At 67.8% G+C, this 13,913-nt stretch carries 12 protein-coding genes and 1 tRNA gene; 8 read left to right on the top strand and 5 right to left on the bottom strand.

Annotated elements, in window-relative coordinates:
• Positions 1 to 12: 12 nt before the first annotated feature.
• A complete protein-coding gene (locus L978_RS05870) occupies positions 13 to 1,140 on the bottom strand; it encodes a DUF4192 family protein (protein WP_047521270.1) in 1,128 nt (375 codons plus the stop codon).
• Between the two features lie 112 nt (positions 1,141 to 1,252).
• Here L978_RS05870 and L978_RS18885 point away from each other — a divergent pair, with 112 nt between their 5' ends.
• The 3 genes from L978_RS18885 (at position 1,253) to L978_RS05855 (ending at position 3,748) form a co-directional block, all read left to right on the top strand.
• Positions 1,253 to 1,426: a hypothetical protein gene (locus L978_RS18885; protein WP_165875449.1), complete on the top strand. Its 174-nt coding sequence runs from the start codon at positions 1,253 to 1,255 to the stop codon at positions 1,424 to 1,426.
• 85 nt (positions 1,427 to 1,511) lie between these two features.
• Positions 1,512 to 2,972, top strand: coding sequence for a cardiolipin synthase (gene cls / locus L978_RS05860; RefSeq protein WP_047521265.1), 1,461 nt, complete (start codon positions 1,512 to 1,514; stop codon positions 2,970 to 2,972).
• Between the two features lie 47 nt (positions 2,973 to 3,019).
• Positions 3,020 to 3,748 (top strand): hypothetical protein, encoded by a 729-nt coding sequence (locus tag L978_RS05855; RefSeq protein ID WP_047521263.1) that lies wholly within the window; start codon positions 3,020 to 3,022, stop codon positions 3,746 to 3,748.
• Positions 3,749 to 3,762: 14 nt separating this feature from the next.
• On the opposite strand, the gene L978_RS05850 is transcribed toward L978_RS05855, so the two are convergent.
• Positions 3,763 to 4,761, bottom strand: coding sequence for a diacylglycerol/lipid kinase family protein (locus L978_RS05850; protein WP_047521261.1), 999 nt, complete (start codon positions 4,759 to 4,761; stop codon positions 3,763 to 3,765).
• Between the two features lie 91 nt (positions 4,762 to 4,852).
• Here L978_RS05850 and serS point away from each other — a divergent pair, with 91 nt between their 5' ends.
• From serS to L978_RS05830, 4 genes are all read left to right on the top strand, one after another.
• Positions 4,853 to 6,157 (top strand): serine--tRNA ligase, encoded by a 1,305-nt coding sequence (gene serS / locus L978_RS05845; RefSeq protein ID WP_047521259.1) that lies wholly within the window; start codon positions 4,853 to 4,855, stop codon positions 6,155 to 6,157.
• On the top strand, positions 6,154 to 6,975 hold the full coding sequence (locus L978_RS05840) for an HAD family hydrolase (protein WP_047521257.1): 822 nt from the start codon (positions 6,154 to 6,156) through the stop codon (positions 6,973 to 6,975). Before serS ends, L978_RS05840 begins: the two co-directional genes overlap by 4 nt.
• 43 nt (positions 6,976 to 7,018) lie before the next feature.
• Positions 7,019 to 7,103: transfer RNA gene (locus L978_RS05835), tRNA-Ser, on the top strand.
• Between the two features lie 49 nt (positions 7,104 to 7,152).
• A complete protein-coding gene (locus L978_RS05830; protein ID WP_047521255.1) occupies positions 7,153 to 8,391 on the top strand; it encodes an LCP family protein in 1,239 nt (412 codons plus the stop codon).
• Between the two features lie 3 nt (positions 8,392 to 8,394).
• On the opposite strand, the gene L978_RS05825 is transcribed toward L978_RS05830, so the two are convergent.
• Positions 8,395 to 8,979 (bottom strand): TetR/AcrR family transcriptional regulator, encoded by a 585-nt coding sequence (locus tag L978_RS05825; protein ID WP_047521253.1) that lies wholly within the window; start codon positions 8,977 to 8,979, stop codon positions 8,395 to 8,397.
• 94 nt (positions 8,980 to 9,073) lie between these two features.
• On the opposite strand from L978_RS05825, the gene L978_RS05820 reads away from it, so the two are divergent.
• A complete protein-coding gene (locus L978_RS05820) occupies positions 9,074 to 11,341 on the top strand; it encodes a glycoside hydrolase family 3 C-terminal domain-containing protein (RefSeq protein WP_047521251.1) in 2,268 nt (755 codons plus the stop codon).
• A gap of 32 nt (positions 11,342 to 11,373) precedes the next feature.
• Here L978_RS05820 and L978_RS05815 read toward each other — a convergent pair whose 3' ends face one another.
• Positions 11,374 to 12,984 carry an MFS transporter gene (locus L978_RS05815; protein ID WP_047521249.1) on the bottom strand — a complete coding sequence of 537 codons (1,611 nt, stop codon included), beginning with the start codon at positions 12,982 to 12,984 and terminating at the stop codon, positions 11,374 to 11,376.
• Positions 12,981 to 13,691 (bottom strand): ion channel, encoded by a 711-nt coding sequence (locus L978_RS05810; RefSeq protein ID WP_231554991.1) that lies wholly within the window; start codon positions 13,689 to 13,691, stop codon positions 12,981 to 12,983. Before L978_RS05810 ends, L978_RS05815 begins: the two co-directional genes overlap by 4 nt.
• Between the last annotated feature and the right edge of the window lie 222 nt (positions 13,692 to 13,913).

Genomic DNA, 13,913 nt, shown 5'->3' with positions numbered 1-13,913 from the left:
GGGGCCCGGCGTTCATTTTGCCGGGCCCCGACGGAACGCCCATTCCGGCAACAGGGCGCTGCCGATCATGGTCTCCAGCAACGCTGCGAGAGAGTAGCCGGGATCGATCTCGCGCACCAGGTCGAGGTAGTGACCCGCATGCGTGGCGCGGCCGAGGGCCCAGGACAACCACGCCGCCGCCGTCAGCGGTGCGGGTCGTGAAGCCCGCGGTGCCCGTGCGGCCGCCGCGCGGACGGCCGAGAGGGCGACGCGGAGCCGTTCCGGGTCCGGGCCGGGCCCCTGCCCCAGGAACAACCGCCCCAGTTCGTCCGGGACCATCTCGCCGCTGGTCGCGAAGGCCATCTGTGCGCTGTAGGCGCGCTTGCCGCCGAGGAGATCGGTGGCCCACTGGGCGATCGCGACATCTCGTAGGAGCGGGCGCTCGAGACACCACAACAGCGTCGCCGTCGCGAACGGCGGGAGCGTGTCGGGAGTCGCGAGCACGGACTCGAAGAGCGCCGGGATGTCTTCCAACAGCACGAGCGCGGCGATCAGCTGGGGGTTCTCGCGTCCGGTCACGCGCGCGCTGCGTCCCGTCTCCTCCTGATCGAGCAGTGCCGTCAGCTCCTGCATCGCTCGCCCGACCCTTTCCTTCTCTGCGAGGTCGACCTCGGGGAGCTCCGCTCCGGCCCACTGATCTCCCGAGACATCGCCCACCGATGGCACCTCTGCGGGAGGGGGCACCTCCGCGTGGGGGTGGAGACGCGGCGCCGGGTCGAGATAGCTCGACCATCCCGACGGCGTCACACAGAGCGCGTCGACCACGCGGAGACCAGCATCCTCCGCGGACCCCAGCACCTCGTCGACGGCCACGGCGTACGGCAGCACGAGGCCGTCGCGGGTGGGCTGGCACTCCTCGTCGGTGTAGACCACGAGTGCCACGGCATCGGTGCCGGTGACGCGCGACGCCAGGCCGACCGCCGCGTGGGCATAGCGCTCGAGATCGGTCTCGTCGTCGGGGAGGTCCAGCCGCATGGCTCCTTCCGTGCGGGCGCCGCAGAACGGGAGCAGGACGATGCTCCGACGAGGTGTGAACCCGGCGAGAGGGGGGACCAGGGCGAGGAACGCGGCGGAATCGGTGGCACGAAGAACTGTTGTCATGCCGAGAGTGTCGCGGAACGCGTGGCCACGCAGGGCGGAAGAGGCGGGCTGTGGACGCGGATCCTGAAAGAGCGGGAATGTGCACGAAGAGTGGCTCGCGTACCATGGGGTGATGGACAACTTCTGGCTCGCCGCGGCATGGTCTCTCCTGCCGACCGTCGGAGTGAGCATCGTGTTCGTCTTCGTGCTCCGCGGCATCCTCCGCTTCGATCGCAAAGAGCGCAAGGTCCACGCGCAGATCGAGGCCGAAGAGCGCGCGGCGCGCGGCCTCCCGCCGCGCGTCTGAGTCCGACCCATCCGCTACTGTGAAGCCAGCACACCGGCTCCGGTGTGAGTCCGAGGTGATCGTCACCACGGTGTGAGGGGACACGATGACCGCGGAGACCTGGGGCTGGTGGATAGCCGCCTTCCTCGTGGCCCTCGACATCGTCATCCGCGTGACGGCGATCATCGTCATCCCGCGCAATCGCCGGCCGACGGCCGCGATGGCCTGGCTCCTCGCGGTCTTCTTCATCCCGTTCGTCGGCGTGTTCCTCTTCCTGCTGATCGGAAACCCTCGGCTCCCGCGTGCCCGGCGGCGCAAGCAGGACCAGATCAACGAGTACATCGCCCAGACGAGTGAGCACCTGCACTTCGGGACTCTGCGTCCGAACGCCCCCGAGTGGTTGGGGCCCATCGTCCAGATGAATCAGAAGCTCGGCGCGCTGCCGCTCTCGGGTGACAACGGCGCCCACCTGATCTCGGACTATCAGGAGTCCCTCGACGAGATGGCCGAGGCCATCCGCACCGCTCAGGAGTACGTGCACGTCGAGTTCTACATCCTGCAAGCGGATGCGTCGACGGACAACTTCTTCCGAGCGCTCGAAGAGGTCTCGGCGCGTGGCGTCGAGGTGAGGGTCCTCCTCGATCACTGGGCCAACCGCGGCAAGCCCCGGTACAAGCAGACCATCGCCCGTCTCGATGCCATGGGCGCCGACTGGCATCTGATGCTCCCCGTGCAGCCGTTCAAGGGCAAGATGCAGCGTCCTGACCTGCGCAATCACCGCAAGCTCCTGGTCGTCGACGGCAACGTCGCGTTCCTGGGCTCGCAGAACATCACGGATTCGACCTACAACCTGCCGAAGAACATCAAGCGCGGTCTGCACTGGGTCGATCTCATGGTCCGTCTGGACGGTCCCGTGGTGCTGAGTGTCAACGCGATCTTCGTGGCCGACTGGTACAGCGAGACCGATACGGTCCTCGAGGGGATCGACATCGCCCATGCGAACATCGGCTCGGGCGACCTCGACTGCCAGGTCGTGCCGTCGGGACCGGGGTTCGAGGTCGAGAACAACCTCCGGCTCTTCCTCGGGCTGCTGTACGCGGCCAAGAAGAAGATCATGATCGTCAGCCCCTACTTCGTCCCCGACGAAGCGCTTCTGCTGGCGGTGACCGCAGCCGTTGACCGAGGCGTCCACGTGGAGCTCTTCGTGTCGGAGGAGGGCGATCAGGCGATGGTCTACCACGCCCAGCGCAGCTACTACGAGGTGCTGCTCAAGGCCGGCGTGCGGATCTGGATGTATCGCAAGCCGTACATCCTGCACACCAAGACGCTCACGATCGACGACGGGGTCGCGGTCATCGGGTCCAGCAACATGGACATGCGCTCCTTCGGTCTGAACCTCGAGGTCTCGATGCTGGTGCGGGGCGAGGAGTTCGTCGCCGAGATGCGCGAAGTCGAGGACAAGTACCGCTCGCTCAGTCGCGAGCTGACCCTCGAGGAGTGGATGCAGCAGCCGCTGCGCTCCACCGTGCTCGACAACCTGGCGCGTCTCACCTCCGCCCTGCAGTAGCTCGCGAGTGCCTTCCAGGCGGTCACGGCGCGGGATACCCTGTGTGCATGACCTCCGCGCTGCGTCCCCTCGCCTCCGTCGTCGGCCTCGTCGCCGCCGCGTTCCTCGTCGCAGGGTGCACCGCCGGGCCGGGTGCGGACACCCCGACGAGCTCACCGGCTCCGAGCGCCGGAAGCGTCGACGATCAGAACGACATGGAGGGCGCCCTGCTCGATGACGGCCGCATGTTCGCGGTAGTCACCTGGGGATCCTCGACATGCGTGCCGCAGGTGGACCAGGTCACCGGCGACGGCCAGACCGTGACCGTGACCCTCGCGGATCCGGCCGGGGAGGCGGAGAAGCCGTGCACGGCCGATCTCGCTCCGCGGGCGAGCCTCGGCGCCCTGCCCGAAGGCGTGGATCCGACGAAGGACATCACCCTGAACGTCACCTACGGCGATCTCACCGACGACATCGACCTCGACGGCGACCCCGCTGCCGCAGGAACGCCCGGAAGCTCGACCGAGTACCTGCCGACCGCCGGGTGGTTCGACGACGGTGCGCTCGTGCTGCTCACCTGGGGATCCTCGAGCTGCATCCCGGTCGTGGAGTCCCTCGAGGGCTCCGGTACCTCCGGCACCGCCACCTTCGTCACCGATGACGACCAGGTCTGCACGATGGACATGGGGCCGCGGGCGACCTTGCTCGCGTTCGGCGACGACACCGTCGAGGACGACGGCACCTTCACGCTGACGCTGGTCGGCGGCGGTCTCGACGGAACGGTCGAGGTCCGGTAGCGTCGCCGTCGCTCTCAGAGCATGTGCACCGGGTGGCCGGGGGGAAGCGCCAGCAGGAGCGCCCCCGGGTCGGCCCAGCAGGTGATCCGCACGGCTTCACCGAATTCATCCCCGTCGAGTTCGATCGGGATCGGCCCGGGCACAGCTGCTTCGGCGGCTGCCCCGTGGAAGTAGTGCACCGAGGCGTTCTTGCCGCGACGTTCGAGCACGCGACGCCCGGCACGGAAGCGCCGCAGCACCGAGTTGTCCCACCAGATCTTGCGCCAGACGGCGAACCATCCGAGGACCCCGGTGGGTTTGATGACGGCGATGTCGAGGGATGCGTCGGTGATCGACCCGTCGGGGATCAGAGCGATGCCGGCGGGAAGGGTCCCGCAGTTCGCGAAGAGCAGGCTGTACGCGCGATGCGAATGCAGGCGGCCGTCATCGACCTGGTAGACCGCACGGAAGGGCTTCGCGCGGGGCAGTGACCGCGCGGCGCCGTCGACGTACGCGATCCATCCGACCGACCTCTTCAGGTTCGAGCGGGTGTTCGCGATCATGTCCGCATCCAGACCCATGCCGGCGAGCACCACGAAGGCGTGTTCCTGCTCCTCACCGTCGGCTCTGGTCAGGCGCGCCCAGCCGATGTCGATCGCGTGCCGGAAGTCGCCGAGAGCGGCTCGGATCATCTCCGTCGGGTCGGCGAGCGGAAGTCCGAGGTTGCGGGCGAGGAGGTTCCCGGTGCCGCTGGGCAGGATCGCCAACGGGACTCCGGTGTTCGCGATCGCTTCGGACACGGCGCGGACCGTGCCGTCGCCGCCCGCCACCAGGACGACGTCGACGCCACGTTCGAGGGCCTGTGCAGTGGCTTGCTGTCCGGCATCCTCCACCGTCGTCGGGTAGAAGGCCGGGTGTTCCCACCCCGCTTCGCGGGACAGGTCCCTCACGGCTTCACGGAGGTGCTTCCCGTCGACCTTGATCGGGTTGTAGACGAGTGCCGCCTGTCGTCGGACGAGGGCGGGCGTGGTCATGGCGCTACTCTAATCCGCGATGCCGCGTCTCGCGGACTGCGCGCATCCGTCCGGCCGAAGGGCGGTGTCTGCCGCACCGTAGACTTGGAAGATGATCGACCTCGCACTCCTCCGCGAAGAACCGGAGACCGTCCGCCGTTCGCAGGCTGCTCGTGGAAACGACCAGAGCACGGTCGACGTCGCACTCGAGGCCGATCGATCGCGGAGGGCTGCACTGTCCGCCTTCGAGGAGTTGCGCGCGGAGCAGAACGCTTTCGGCAAGCAGGTCGCGAAAGCCCCGAAGGAAGAGAAGGCGGCGCTCGTCGCGCAGGCCAAGGACTTGGCGGAACGCGTCAAGCAGGCCCAGCACGCGGCGAACGACGCGGCCGAGGCGGCATCCGCTGCGCTGGCCCGCATCGAGAACGTCGTGATCGACGGGGTGCCGGCCGGCGGCGAGGCTGACTTCGTCGAGCTGCGTCGGGTCGGAGACGTCCCCGCCTTCGACTTCGAGCCGCGCGACCACCTGGAACTCGGCGAGCTTCTCGGCGCGATCGACATGGAGCGCGGCGCGAAGGTCTCGGGCGCGCGGTTCTACTTCCTGCGTGGCATCGGCGCACGCCTCGAGATCGCGCTCATGAACCTCGCGCTCGACAAGGCACTGCAGAACGGCTTCGTGCCGTTGATCACGCCGACCCTCGTCCGCCCCGAGATCATGCAGGGGACCGGCTTCCTCGGTGAGCACGCCGACGAGGTCTATCACCTCGACAAGGATGACGATCTCTACCTGGTCGGCACCAGTGAGGTCGCGCTCGCCGGGTACCACAAGGATGAGATCGTCGATCTCGGCGATGGCGCCCTCCGCTACGCGGGGTGGTCGACGTGCTACCGGCGCGAGGCCGGCTCCCACGGCAAGGACACCCGTGGCATCATCCGCGTGCACCAGTTCAACAAGCTCGAGATGTTCGTCTACACGACCGCGGAGGATGCCGAGGCCGAGCACCTTCGCCTCGTCGCGCTGCAGGAGGAGATGCTGACCTCGCTCGGTCTCGCCTATCGCGTGATCGACGTCGCCGCGGGAGACCTCGGGTCGAGCGCCGCGCGCAAGTACGACATCGAAGCGTGGGTGCCCACTCAAGGCGCGTTCCGTGAACTCACGTCGACCTCGAACTGCACCACGTTCCAGGCCCGCCGCCTTGACGTGCGCTACCGGCCGGCGGTCGACGCGTCGGAAGGCGCGGCGAAGACGCAGCACGTCGCCACGCTCAACGGAACGCTCGCCACCACCCGCTGGATCGTCGCGCTGCTCGAGACGCATCAGCAGGCCGACGGCTCGGTGCGGGTGCCCGAGGTTCTGCGCCCGTACCTCGGCGGCCTCGACGTGATCCGGCCGCTCGACGAGGGGCGGGCAGCTCGGTGACGGCATCCTGGCTCGTCGGTCTTGACGTCGACGGAACGATCCTGCTGCAGGACGAGACCATGAGTCCCGGAGTTCCCGAAGCGATCGCGCGGGTTCGCGATGCCGGCCATGTGGTCACGATCGCGACCGGGCGCAGCTGGATGGCGACGCGGCGCTATGTCGAAGAACTCGGCCTCACCGCGGATTATGTCGTGTGCTCCAACGGCGCGGTCACGATGCGTCGCGACGGAGACGACTGGGAGCGCTGGAGCGTTGAGACGTTCGACCCCACCCCCGTTCTCGGACTGCTGCGCGACCGCCTCCCCGAGGCCCGGTACATGGTCGAGCTCGCTTCCGGGCAGCGGCTGTACACCGAGCAGCTCGACGACTGGACGCTCGACGGCGGTCGCCAGGTCGACTTCGAGGAGCTCGGCCGACTCCCGGTGTCGCGCATCGTGGTCGTCTCGCCCGGGCACGACGAGGACGACTTCCACCGGCTCGTCGCGGATGCCGGTCTCAACGAGGTCTCGTACGCGATCGGTTGGACGGCCTGGTTGGACATCGCCCCCCAGGGCGTCGACAAGGGGACCGCGCTGGAGCAGGTGCGCACCGAACTGGGACTCGACGGAGGGCGCATCCTCGTCGCCGGCGACGGTCGCAACGACATCGGTATGTTCGGCTGGGCGCGTGCTCTCGACGGACGGGCCGTGGCGATGGGTCAGGCCCCCGCGGAAGTGAAGGATGCCGCGAGCGAGGTGACGGCAGACGTGCAGGACGGCGGCCTGGCCCAGGCCCTCGACACGCTTCCAGCACCCGCCCAGGTCAGCGCGGGAGAATAGAACTCGGCTAGACTCACGCCTTGTCGACAGATGCGTCTGTCGAGGAGGGTTGTCCGAGCGGCCGATGGAGCTGGTCTTGAAAACCAGTGGGCAGAGATGTCTCGTGGGTTCGAATCCCACACCCTCCGCAGCTGAGCACGGTGGTCCCTCACCGGCGCTGAATCCGAAAGGCCCCGAGTGAGCGAGAACCCCCGCCGCCGCCGCACGGTCGCGCGACACGGTCAGCTGGCGACCCCCGGTCCCGTCAACCAGCTGTTGAAGCTCATCGCGATCGGTCTGGCGGTGGTGCTCGTCAGTGGGTTCGGTGTCGCGGCCTACATCGCGTACGACTTCTCCAGCACGGTCGCCGCGAACGCCGTCGACCTCGAGGGTCAGGAGGCGGTCCCGCCGGACATCGGTGAGTATGAAGAAGGTTTCAACCTCGTCCTCACCGGCGTCGACACCTGCGAAGAGAAGTACGCGGGTCTGTTCGGCGAACGGTGCACCGGTAGCGATGCCGGCGGCACCCTCAACGACGTGAATCTGCTGGTGCACGTCTCTCAGGAGCCGCGTCGCATCACCGTCGTGAGCTTCCCCCGCGACCTGATGATCCCGATCCCGGAGTGCGTCGACGACGAGGGCAACGTCCGCTCGGCGATGAGCAAGCAGCCGCTCAACACGGCATACACCGACGGTGGTCTCAACTGCGTCGTCAAGACGATCTCGGAGCTGACGGATCAGGAGATCCAGTTCGCGGCCTCCGTCACCTTCGGCGGCGTGATCGAGATCACCAACGCGATCGGCGGCGTCGACGTGTGCCTCGCCAACCCGATCAAGGACCGCTACACCGGCCTCGACATGGCCGCGGGCACGCACACCGTCGAAGGCCTGCAGGCCCTCCAGTTCCTGCGCACGCGCCACGGTGTCGGTGACGGTAGCGACCTCGGCCGCATCGGCAACCAGCAGCAGTACATGTCGAGCCTCGCCCGCAAGATGATCAGTGGTGAGGTGCTCGGTAATGTCCCGGTCATGCTCAAGCTCGCCAACACCGCGCTCAGCAATCTGGAAGCCAGCACCTCGTTGGCGAACAACCCGATGACGCTCGTGCAGATCGCGCTCGCGGTGAAGTCGGTGCCGTTCGAGGACATCGTCTTCGTGCAGTACCCGACCGGGGCGGACTACGCCGATTCGAACAAGGTCGTCCCGAACCAGGAGGCTGCCGCAGCCCTCTGGGATGCGATCGAGGCGAACGCGCAGCTGCAGATCACGCACCAGAACACCAGCAACGACGGCGTGATCGTGCAGGAGCCGACCGAGCCCGTCACCGAGGCCACGCCGGATCCCACGGCGACCCCGGACACCGTGGTGGCGTTGCCGGACTCGATCAAGGGCAACTCGGCCGCGCAGACGACCTGCTCCAACGGCAACGTCCGCTGACCTCTAGTCCGTGGCTGATGACGTCGGCGGGTGCAAGGCGTCGAGCACGGCGGACATGATGCCGGGCATGTCGACGTCGGGGTCGACCATCCACTGCAGCTGAAGCCCGTCGGAGACCGCCTGGATCACTCGAGCGAGCGTATCGGGGTCGAGCGCGGAGTGCTCATCCGAGCCGCCGAGGTTCTCCGAGAGTGAAGCGCGCAGACGTTCGCTGCGATCGAGGAAGTAGCGGTGGGCGGGGTGCTCGGGATCGGCCGCGTCCACGGCCAGCCGGGAGAACAGGGCCACGAGCCCTGGAACCTCGGTGTTGTGGCGGATCACGTCGATGAAGGCCGTCTTTGCCTCGGTGCTGCTGAGGCCGGCGGGGTCGAGGCCATCGTGCTCATCGCGCTTGCGGAGGACCTCGGTGAAGAGCTCCTCCTTCGAGCCGAAGTAGTGCAGCAGCGCGGCCGGGGTCACCCCGACCACTTCGGCGATCTGCTTGAGGGAGGCGTTCTGATACCCCTTGCGCCCGATCACGTCGAGGGCGCTCTCGAGGATCTCCTCGCGTCGCGCGACGCCCTTCGCGTATGAACCTCGTCGAACCATGATCACGAGGGTAATACTGAATGTTGTTTGAAAACTAATACGTGAATCACGTAAGGTTTTCGCAAGACATCGCCGTCCCCGCGAAAGGAAGACCATGACCGAGCTCTCGGCATCCGACCTCACCCTCGAGGAGAAAGCATCGCTCACCAGCGGCGCGGACTTCTGGACCACGAAAGCCGTCGATCGAGTCGGCCTCCCCTCGGTGATGATGACCGACGGTCCTCACGGTCTCCGCAAGCAGGCGGGCAGCACCGACCACCTCGGCCTCGCCGGCAGCGTTCCCGCCACATGCTTCCCGCCCGCCGTCGGCATCGGCTCCTCCTTCGACCCCGAACTCATCGAGCGGGTCGGTGCGGCGATCGGTGTGGAGGCCGCGATCGAGGACGTCGCCGTCGTGCTCGGACCGGGCATCAACATCAAGCGCTCGCCGCTGTGCGGACGAAACTTCGAGTACTTCTCCGAGGACCCGATCGTCTCCGGAGTGCTCGGGGCCGCCTCGGTCCGAGGCATCCAGTCGCAAGGGGTCGGCACCTCGCTCAAGCACTTCGCGGCGAACAACCAGGAGTTCGACCGGATGCGGGCGAGCTCCGACGTCGACCCCCGTCCGCTTCGCGAGATCTACCTGCGCGGATTCGAGCGTGTCGTGAAGGACGCGTCGCCCTGGACCGTCATGTGCTCGTACAACAAGCTCAACGGGGTCTGGACCTCGGAGGACCCCTGGCTGCTCACCAGCGTGCTCCGCGATGACTGGGGCTTCGACGGCCTCGTCGTCTCGGACTGGGGCGCCGTGAACGATCGTGTCGTCGGCGTCGCGGCCGGCCTCGACCTGGAGATGCCTGCCTCCGGCGGACGCACGGACGCACAGCTCGTCGCCGCGGTGCGCGCCGGAACCCTCGACGAGAGTGTCCTCGACACCGCAGCCGACCGCGCGATCGACCTCGTTCGCAAGGCGGGCGCGCGCCCGGTCGCCGAAGGCCCCCTCGATGTCGACGCGCACCATGCACTCGCCCGGGAGGCAGCCGGACGGTCGATCGTGCTGCTGAAGAACGATGAGGCGCTGCTGCCTCTGCGGAAGGACCAGAAGGTCGCCGTGATCGGTGCCTTCGCGAGCGAACCGCGCTTCCAGGGGGCGGGATCGTCGCTGATCAACCCCACCCGGGTCGACAAGGCGCTGGACGAGGTGCGGGCCCTCGGCGGAGAGCACGTCGCCTACGCGCCCGGGTTCGCGGTCGAGGGCGGTGCCATCGCAGCGGAGGGACGGTCGGCTGACGAGCTCCGCGCTGAGGCGGTCGACGCGGCGCGTTCCGCCGACGTCGCCGTGCTCTTCCTCGGACTGCCTGCCGCGGAGGAGTCGGAGGGCTTCGACCGCGACCACATCGACCTGCCCGCGGCGCAACTCGCGGTGCTCGATGCCGTGCTCGAGGTGAACCCCCGTGTGGTGGTGGTCCTGTCCAACGGCGGAGTGGTGGCTCTTCCCTTCGCGGACCGTGTGCCCGCCATCGTCGAGAGCTGGCTGCTGGGGCAGGCCGGTGGCGGCGCTGTGGCCGACGTGCTCTACGGCGTCGTCAATCCCTCCGGCAAGCTCACCGAGACCGTGCCCCTGCGGCTGGAGGACAATCCCTCCTATGGCAACTTCCCGGGTGAGTTCGGCCACGTGCGTTACGGCGAGGGGCTACTCGTCGGCTACCGCTGGTATGACGCGAAACGTCTGGACGTCTCCTTCCCGTTCGGTCACGGCCTCTCCTACACGACGTTCGCGTACGGCCCCGCGACGGCCGAGGTCGGCACGGACGGCGACATCACCGTGAGGGTCGAGATCACCAACTCCGGCGACCGCGACGGTCGTGAGGTCGTGCAGGTCTACGTCGCCCCCGCGCAGTCGATGGTCCAGCGGGCGCCTCGTGAGCTCAAGGCGTTCGCGTCCGTCGCCCTTGGCGCAGGGGAGACGCGTGTCGTCGAGCTCATCGTCCGGCGTGAGGACCTGGCCTACTGGGACGTGCGCGTCGATGGCTGGATCGTCGAGAGCGGCACCTACACGGTCGAGGTCGCTGCGTCGAGCCGCGATCTCCGCTCGACCGTCTCGGTCGAGATCGCGGGCGACCCGGTGCATCAGGAGCTGACCATGAACTCCTCGGTCGGCGATCTGATGTCCCACCCGGTCGCCGGGCCGATCGTGCAGCAGGCCCTCGGCGGCCTGATGGCCGGGGGCGATGCGGCTGCCGCCTCGATGATGCCGAACGACGACGCGATGCAGAAGATGATGGCGTCGTTCCCGATCGGCCGCCTCGCCGGATTCCCCGGACTGCCCGTCACGTTCGAGCAGATCGAGCAGCTGGTGGCAGCGGCGAACGCCGGGGACTGATCCTGCGGGCGCGATCGGCGACGTGACCGCTTTCAGGCACTCGAACCTTTCCGTCGTCGTACCGCCACCTCGGTGGGGATACCACGCGAGAAGAAGAGCGACCCCAAGCTGATCAGGATCAGCCCGAAGAAGGCAATGCGAAGTGACGACAGCTGCGAGTCGCGGTAGACCGTCGCGAGGGTGTCGGCGTCGGCATCGTTGAGGCCGGCCTGCTCGGCGATGCCGGCCACATCGGCGGCCGGCACGATCGTGACCCCGTGCTCGGTCGCCGTCGCCACGGTCGACTTCGTGGTGTCGGGCAGGTCGCTCGCTGTGACGCCGGAAGCGAAGGAGGTCGACAGAGCGCCGATCAGGATCGAGCCGATGAGCGCCGTTCCGAGCGACGAGCCGAGGTTCTGGAACACGCCCTGGAGACCGCCGACCTCGCTCGTCTCCTTCTCGGTGACGCTCGACATGTTCACGTTCCCGAGTTGCGAGGCGAGCAGCCCGAGTGCCGTGCCGGACAGGAACATCCCGGTGGCGAAGAGCCCGCTGCGCAGATCGCTGGTGGCCGAGCCGAGCAGGAGCACTGCACTGACGACGAGGATGAGCTGTCCGATCCGCACGATCGTCCGTGGCGAGAGCACACGTGAGATCCGGGTTCCCACGATCGAGAACGCGACGAGTGCGATCGAGAGCGGGAAGATGCGGACGCCGGTCTCCAGTGCGTCGAGACCGAGCGTCATCTGCAGGTAGACGGGGACCATGAAGAACAGGCCGGCCGTCACCGTGTACTGCGCGCCGAGCACCGCCAACCCACTGCGGAGCGAGGTGATCGAGAACATTCCCACGTGCACGAGCGGTCCCCGGTCGGTGCGTTCGAGGACGCGCTGCCGGGCGAGGAACAGTGCGAGGACGGCAACGCCGATCACGATGAACCACGCAGCGGGGGAGATGCCGAGAGGGGCGACGGTCACCCCGCCGATCGAGGGAGGGTTCAGCGGGAGGATCCAGCCCCAGGTCTTGCTCTGCAGCATCCCGAACACCACGGCCACGAGCCCCACCGAGGAGAGCACGATGCTGAGGGCGTCGATGCGGACACTCCGCTTCGGGGTCGGATCCGTGACGATCCGGGCGCAGAGCACCACGCCGATCATGATGAGCACTTCGGCGGCGAACACGTATCGCCAGTCGAAGTAGGTCGTCACGAATCCGCCGATCAGAGGTCCGGCGGCGACAGCGGCACCGGACACGGCCCCGATGATGGCGAAGGCGGCGATCCGGTCGTTCCCCTGATAGTTGTCCGCGACGAGTGCTGCGATGGCCGGTATGACCAGCACGGCGCCGAGTCCCTCGATGACCGACCATCCGAGGAACAGGAGGCCCACGTTCGGACTGAGTGCCGTGATCAGCGAGCCTGCCGCGTAGACGCACGACCCGATCACGAACGCCCTCCGGCGTCCCCACACATCGCCCAGCTTCGCGCCGAGCAGCATGAACGCCGCCATCGTGAGCGTGTAGAAGGTGATGGCGCTCTGCATCGCGGCGACTGTGGTGTCGAGGTCGGCGACCACGGTGGAGATCGACACGTTCATCACGGTGCCGTCGAGCACCATCACGAACTGCGCGGAGCCGAGGACAGCGATGACGCGCGCTCGCTTCATGGCGACTCCTTCGATGGGGCGGCGGGAGCTGCCGCGCGAGTACCTGCGCCGCGCATGATGCGCGCGACGGCCGTGATGAGAAACAGCTGCCCCGTGATCGCCTCTGCGACGGCGACCGCCTGCGACGTGGCGGTGGAGGGGACGAGGTTGCCGTAGCCGGTGGTCGTGAGCGTCGTGAACGAGAAGAAGAGCTGGTTGGCGAGCGAGTCGTCGTCCGTGCCGTCGAAGATCGAGGCGGGGGAGACGAGGGAGAGCAGGTTGAAGGCGAACGTGAAGAAGAGGCCGACGAAGACGTAGGCCGTGATGGCCGCCAGGAGCGCTTCGAGATTGAGCCCACGCCGCTTCACCTGGTGGCCGATGATCGCGACCGGAGCCACGAGGAGGGCGACCATGGTCGCGGTCGAGAACACGACGTCGAGCACATGTCCGCCCGCGCTGCTCAGCGCCGTGATGATCGTCGCGAGCCCGGCCGCCGACAGGATCACCCAGGCCACGTGCTGGATCATCGGCGGTGTCCCGGTCACGCGGAACACCACGGCGACCGTCACGAGGATGACCAGGAACGCCCAAGGGCTCGGATCCGTGGCGCGTTGTGCCGCGCACAGGGCGTAGGAGACGACGAGCAGCGCGAAGATGATCACGTATCCCGACACCCCGTCGAAGACGGTGCCGGACGTCGGCGTCGCACCCGTCTGAAACTCTCGCATCCCCGTCATGTCGCACCTCGCCCCCGTCCGTCGACGGCGCGGGAGCCGGAGGGCCGGAGGAGAGTCTCCGGGGCGGGTACGGGCGTCGTCGCACGCTCATCGTGGCATCCGTGCGGACGCAGCGCTCGGCGAGTGTCACCCTTTCCGGGCGATGCGGGCGCCGGTTCGTGACAGCTCCGCATTCCGGTTATGATGGTGAGGTGCATCCGTGCTTTCGGGTCG

It is taken from the genome of Microbacterium sp. ZOR0019 (assembly GCF_000800925.1).
Lineage (GTDB): Bacteria > Actinomycetota > Actinomycetes > Actinomycetales > Microbacteriaceae > Microbacterium > Microbacterium aurugineum.
This window is presented reverse-complemented; position numbering and strand designations above follow the sequence as displayed.

Excerpts from the sequence above, each read along its gene's own strand:
- L978_RS05870 (WP_047521270.1), bottom strand. The coding sequence starts at position 1,140 with ATGACAACAGTTCTTCGTGCCACCGATTCCGCCGCGTTCCTCGCCCTG.
- L978_RS18885 (WP_165875449.1), top strand. The coding sequence starts at position 1,253 with ATGGACAACTTCTGGCTCGCCGCGGCATGGTCTCTCCTGCCGACCGTC.
- cls (WP_047521265.1), top strand. The coding sequence starts at position 1,512 with ATGACCGCGGAGACCTGGGGCTGGTGGATAGCCGCCTTCCTCGTGGCC.
- L978_RS05855 (WP_047521263.1), top strand. The coding sequence starts at position 3,020 with ATGACCTCCGCGCTGCGTCCCCTCGCCTCCGTCGTCGGCCTCGTCGCC.
- L978_RS05850 (WP_047521261.1), bottom strand. The coding sequence starts at position 4,761 with ATGACCACGCCCGCCCTCGTCCGACGACAGGCGGCACTCGTCTACAAC.
- serS (WP_047521259.1), top strand. The coding sequence starts at position 4,853 with ATGATCGACCTCGCACTCCTCCGCGAAGAACCGGAGACCGTCCGCCGT.
- L978_RS05825 (WP_047521253.1), bottom strand. The coding sequence starts at position 8,979 with ATGGTTCGACGAGGTTCATACGCGAAGGGCGTCGCGCGACGCGAGGAG.
- L978_RS05820 (WP_047521251.1), top strand. The coding sequence starts at position 9,074 with ATGACCGAGCTCTCGGCATCCGACCTCACCCTCGAGGAGAAAGCATCG.
- L978_RS05815 (WP_047521249.1), bottom strand. The coding sequence starts at position 12,984 with ATGAAGCGAGCGCGCGTCATCGCTGTCCTCGGCTCCGCGCAGTTCGTG.
- L978_RS05810 (WP_231554991.1), bottom strand. The coding sequence starts at position 13,691 with ATGCGAGAGTTTCAGACGGGTGCGACGCCGACGTCCGGCACCGTCTTC.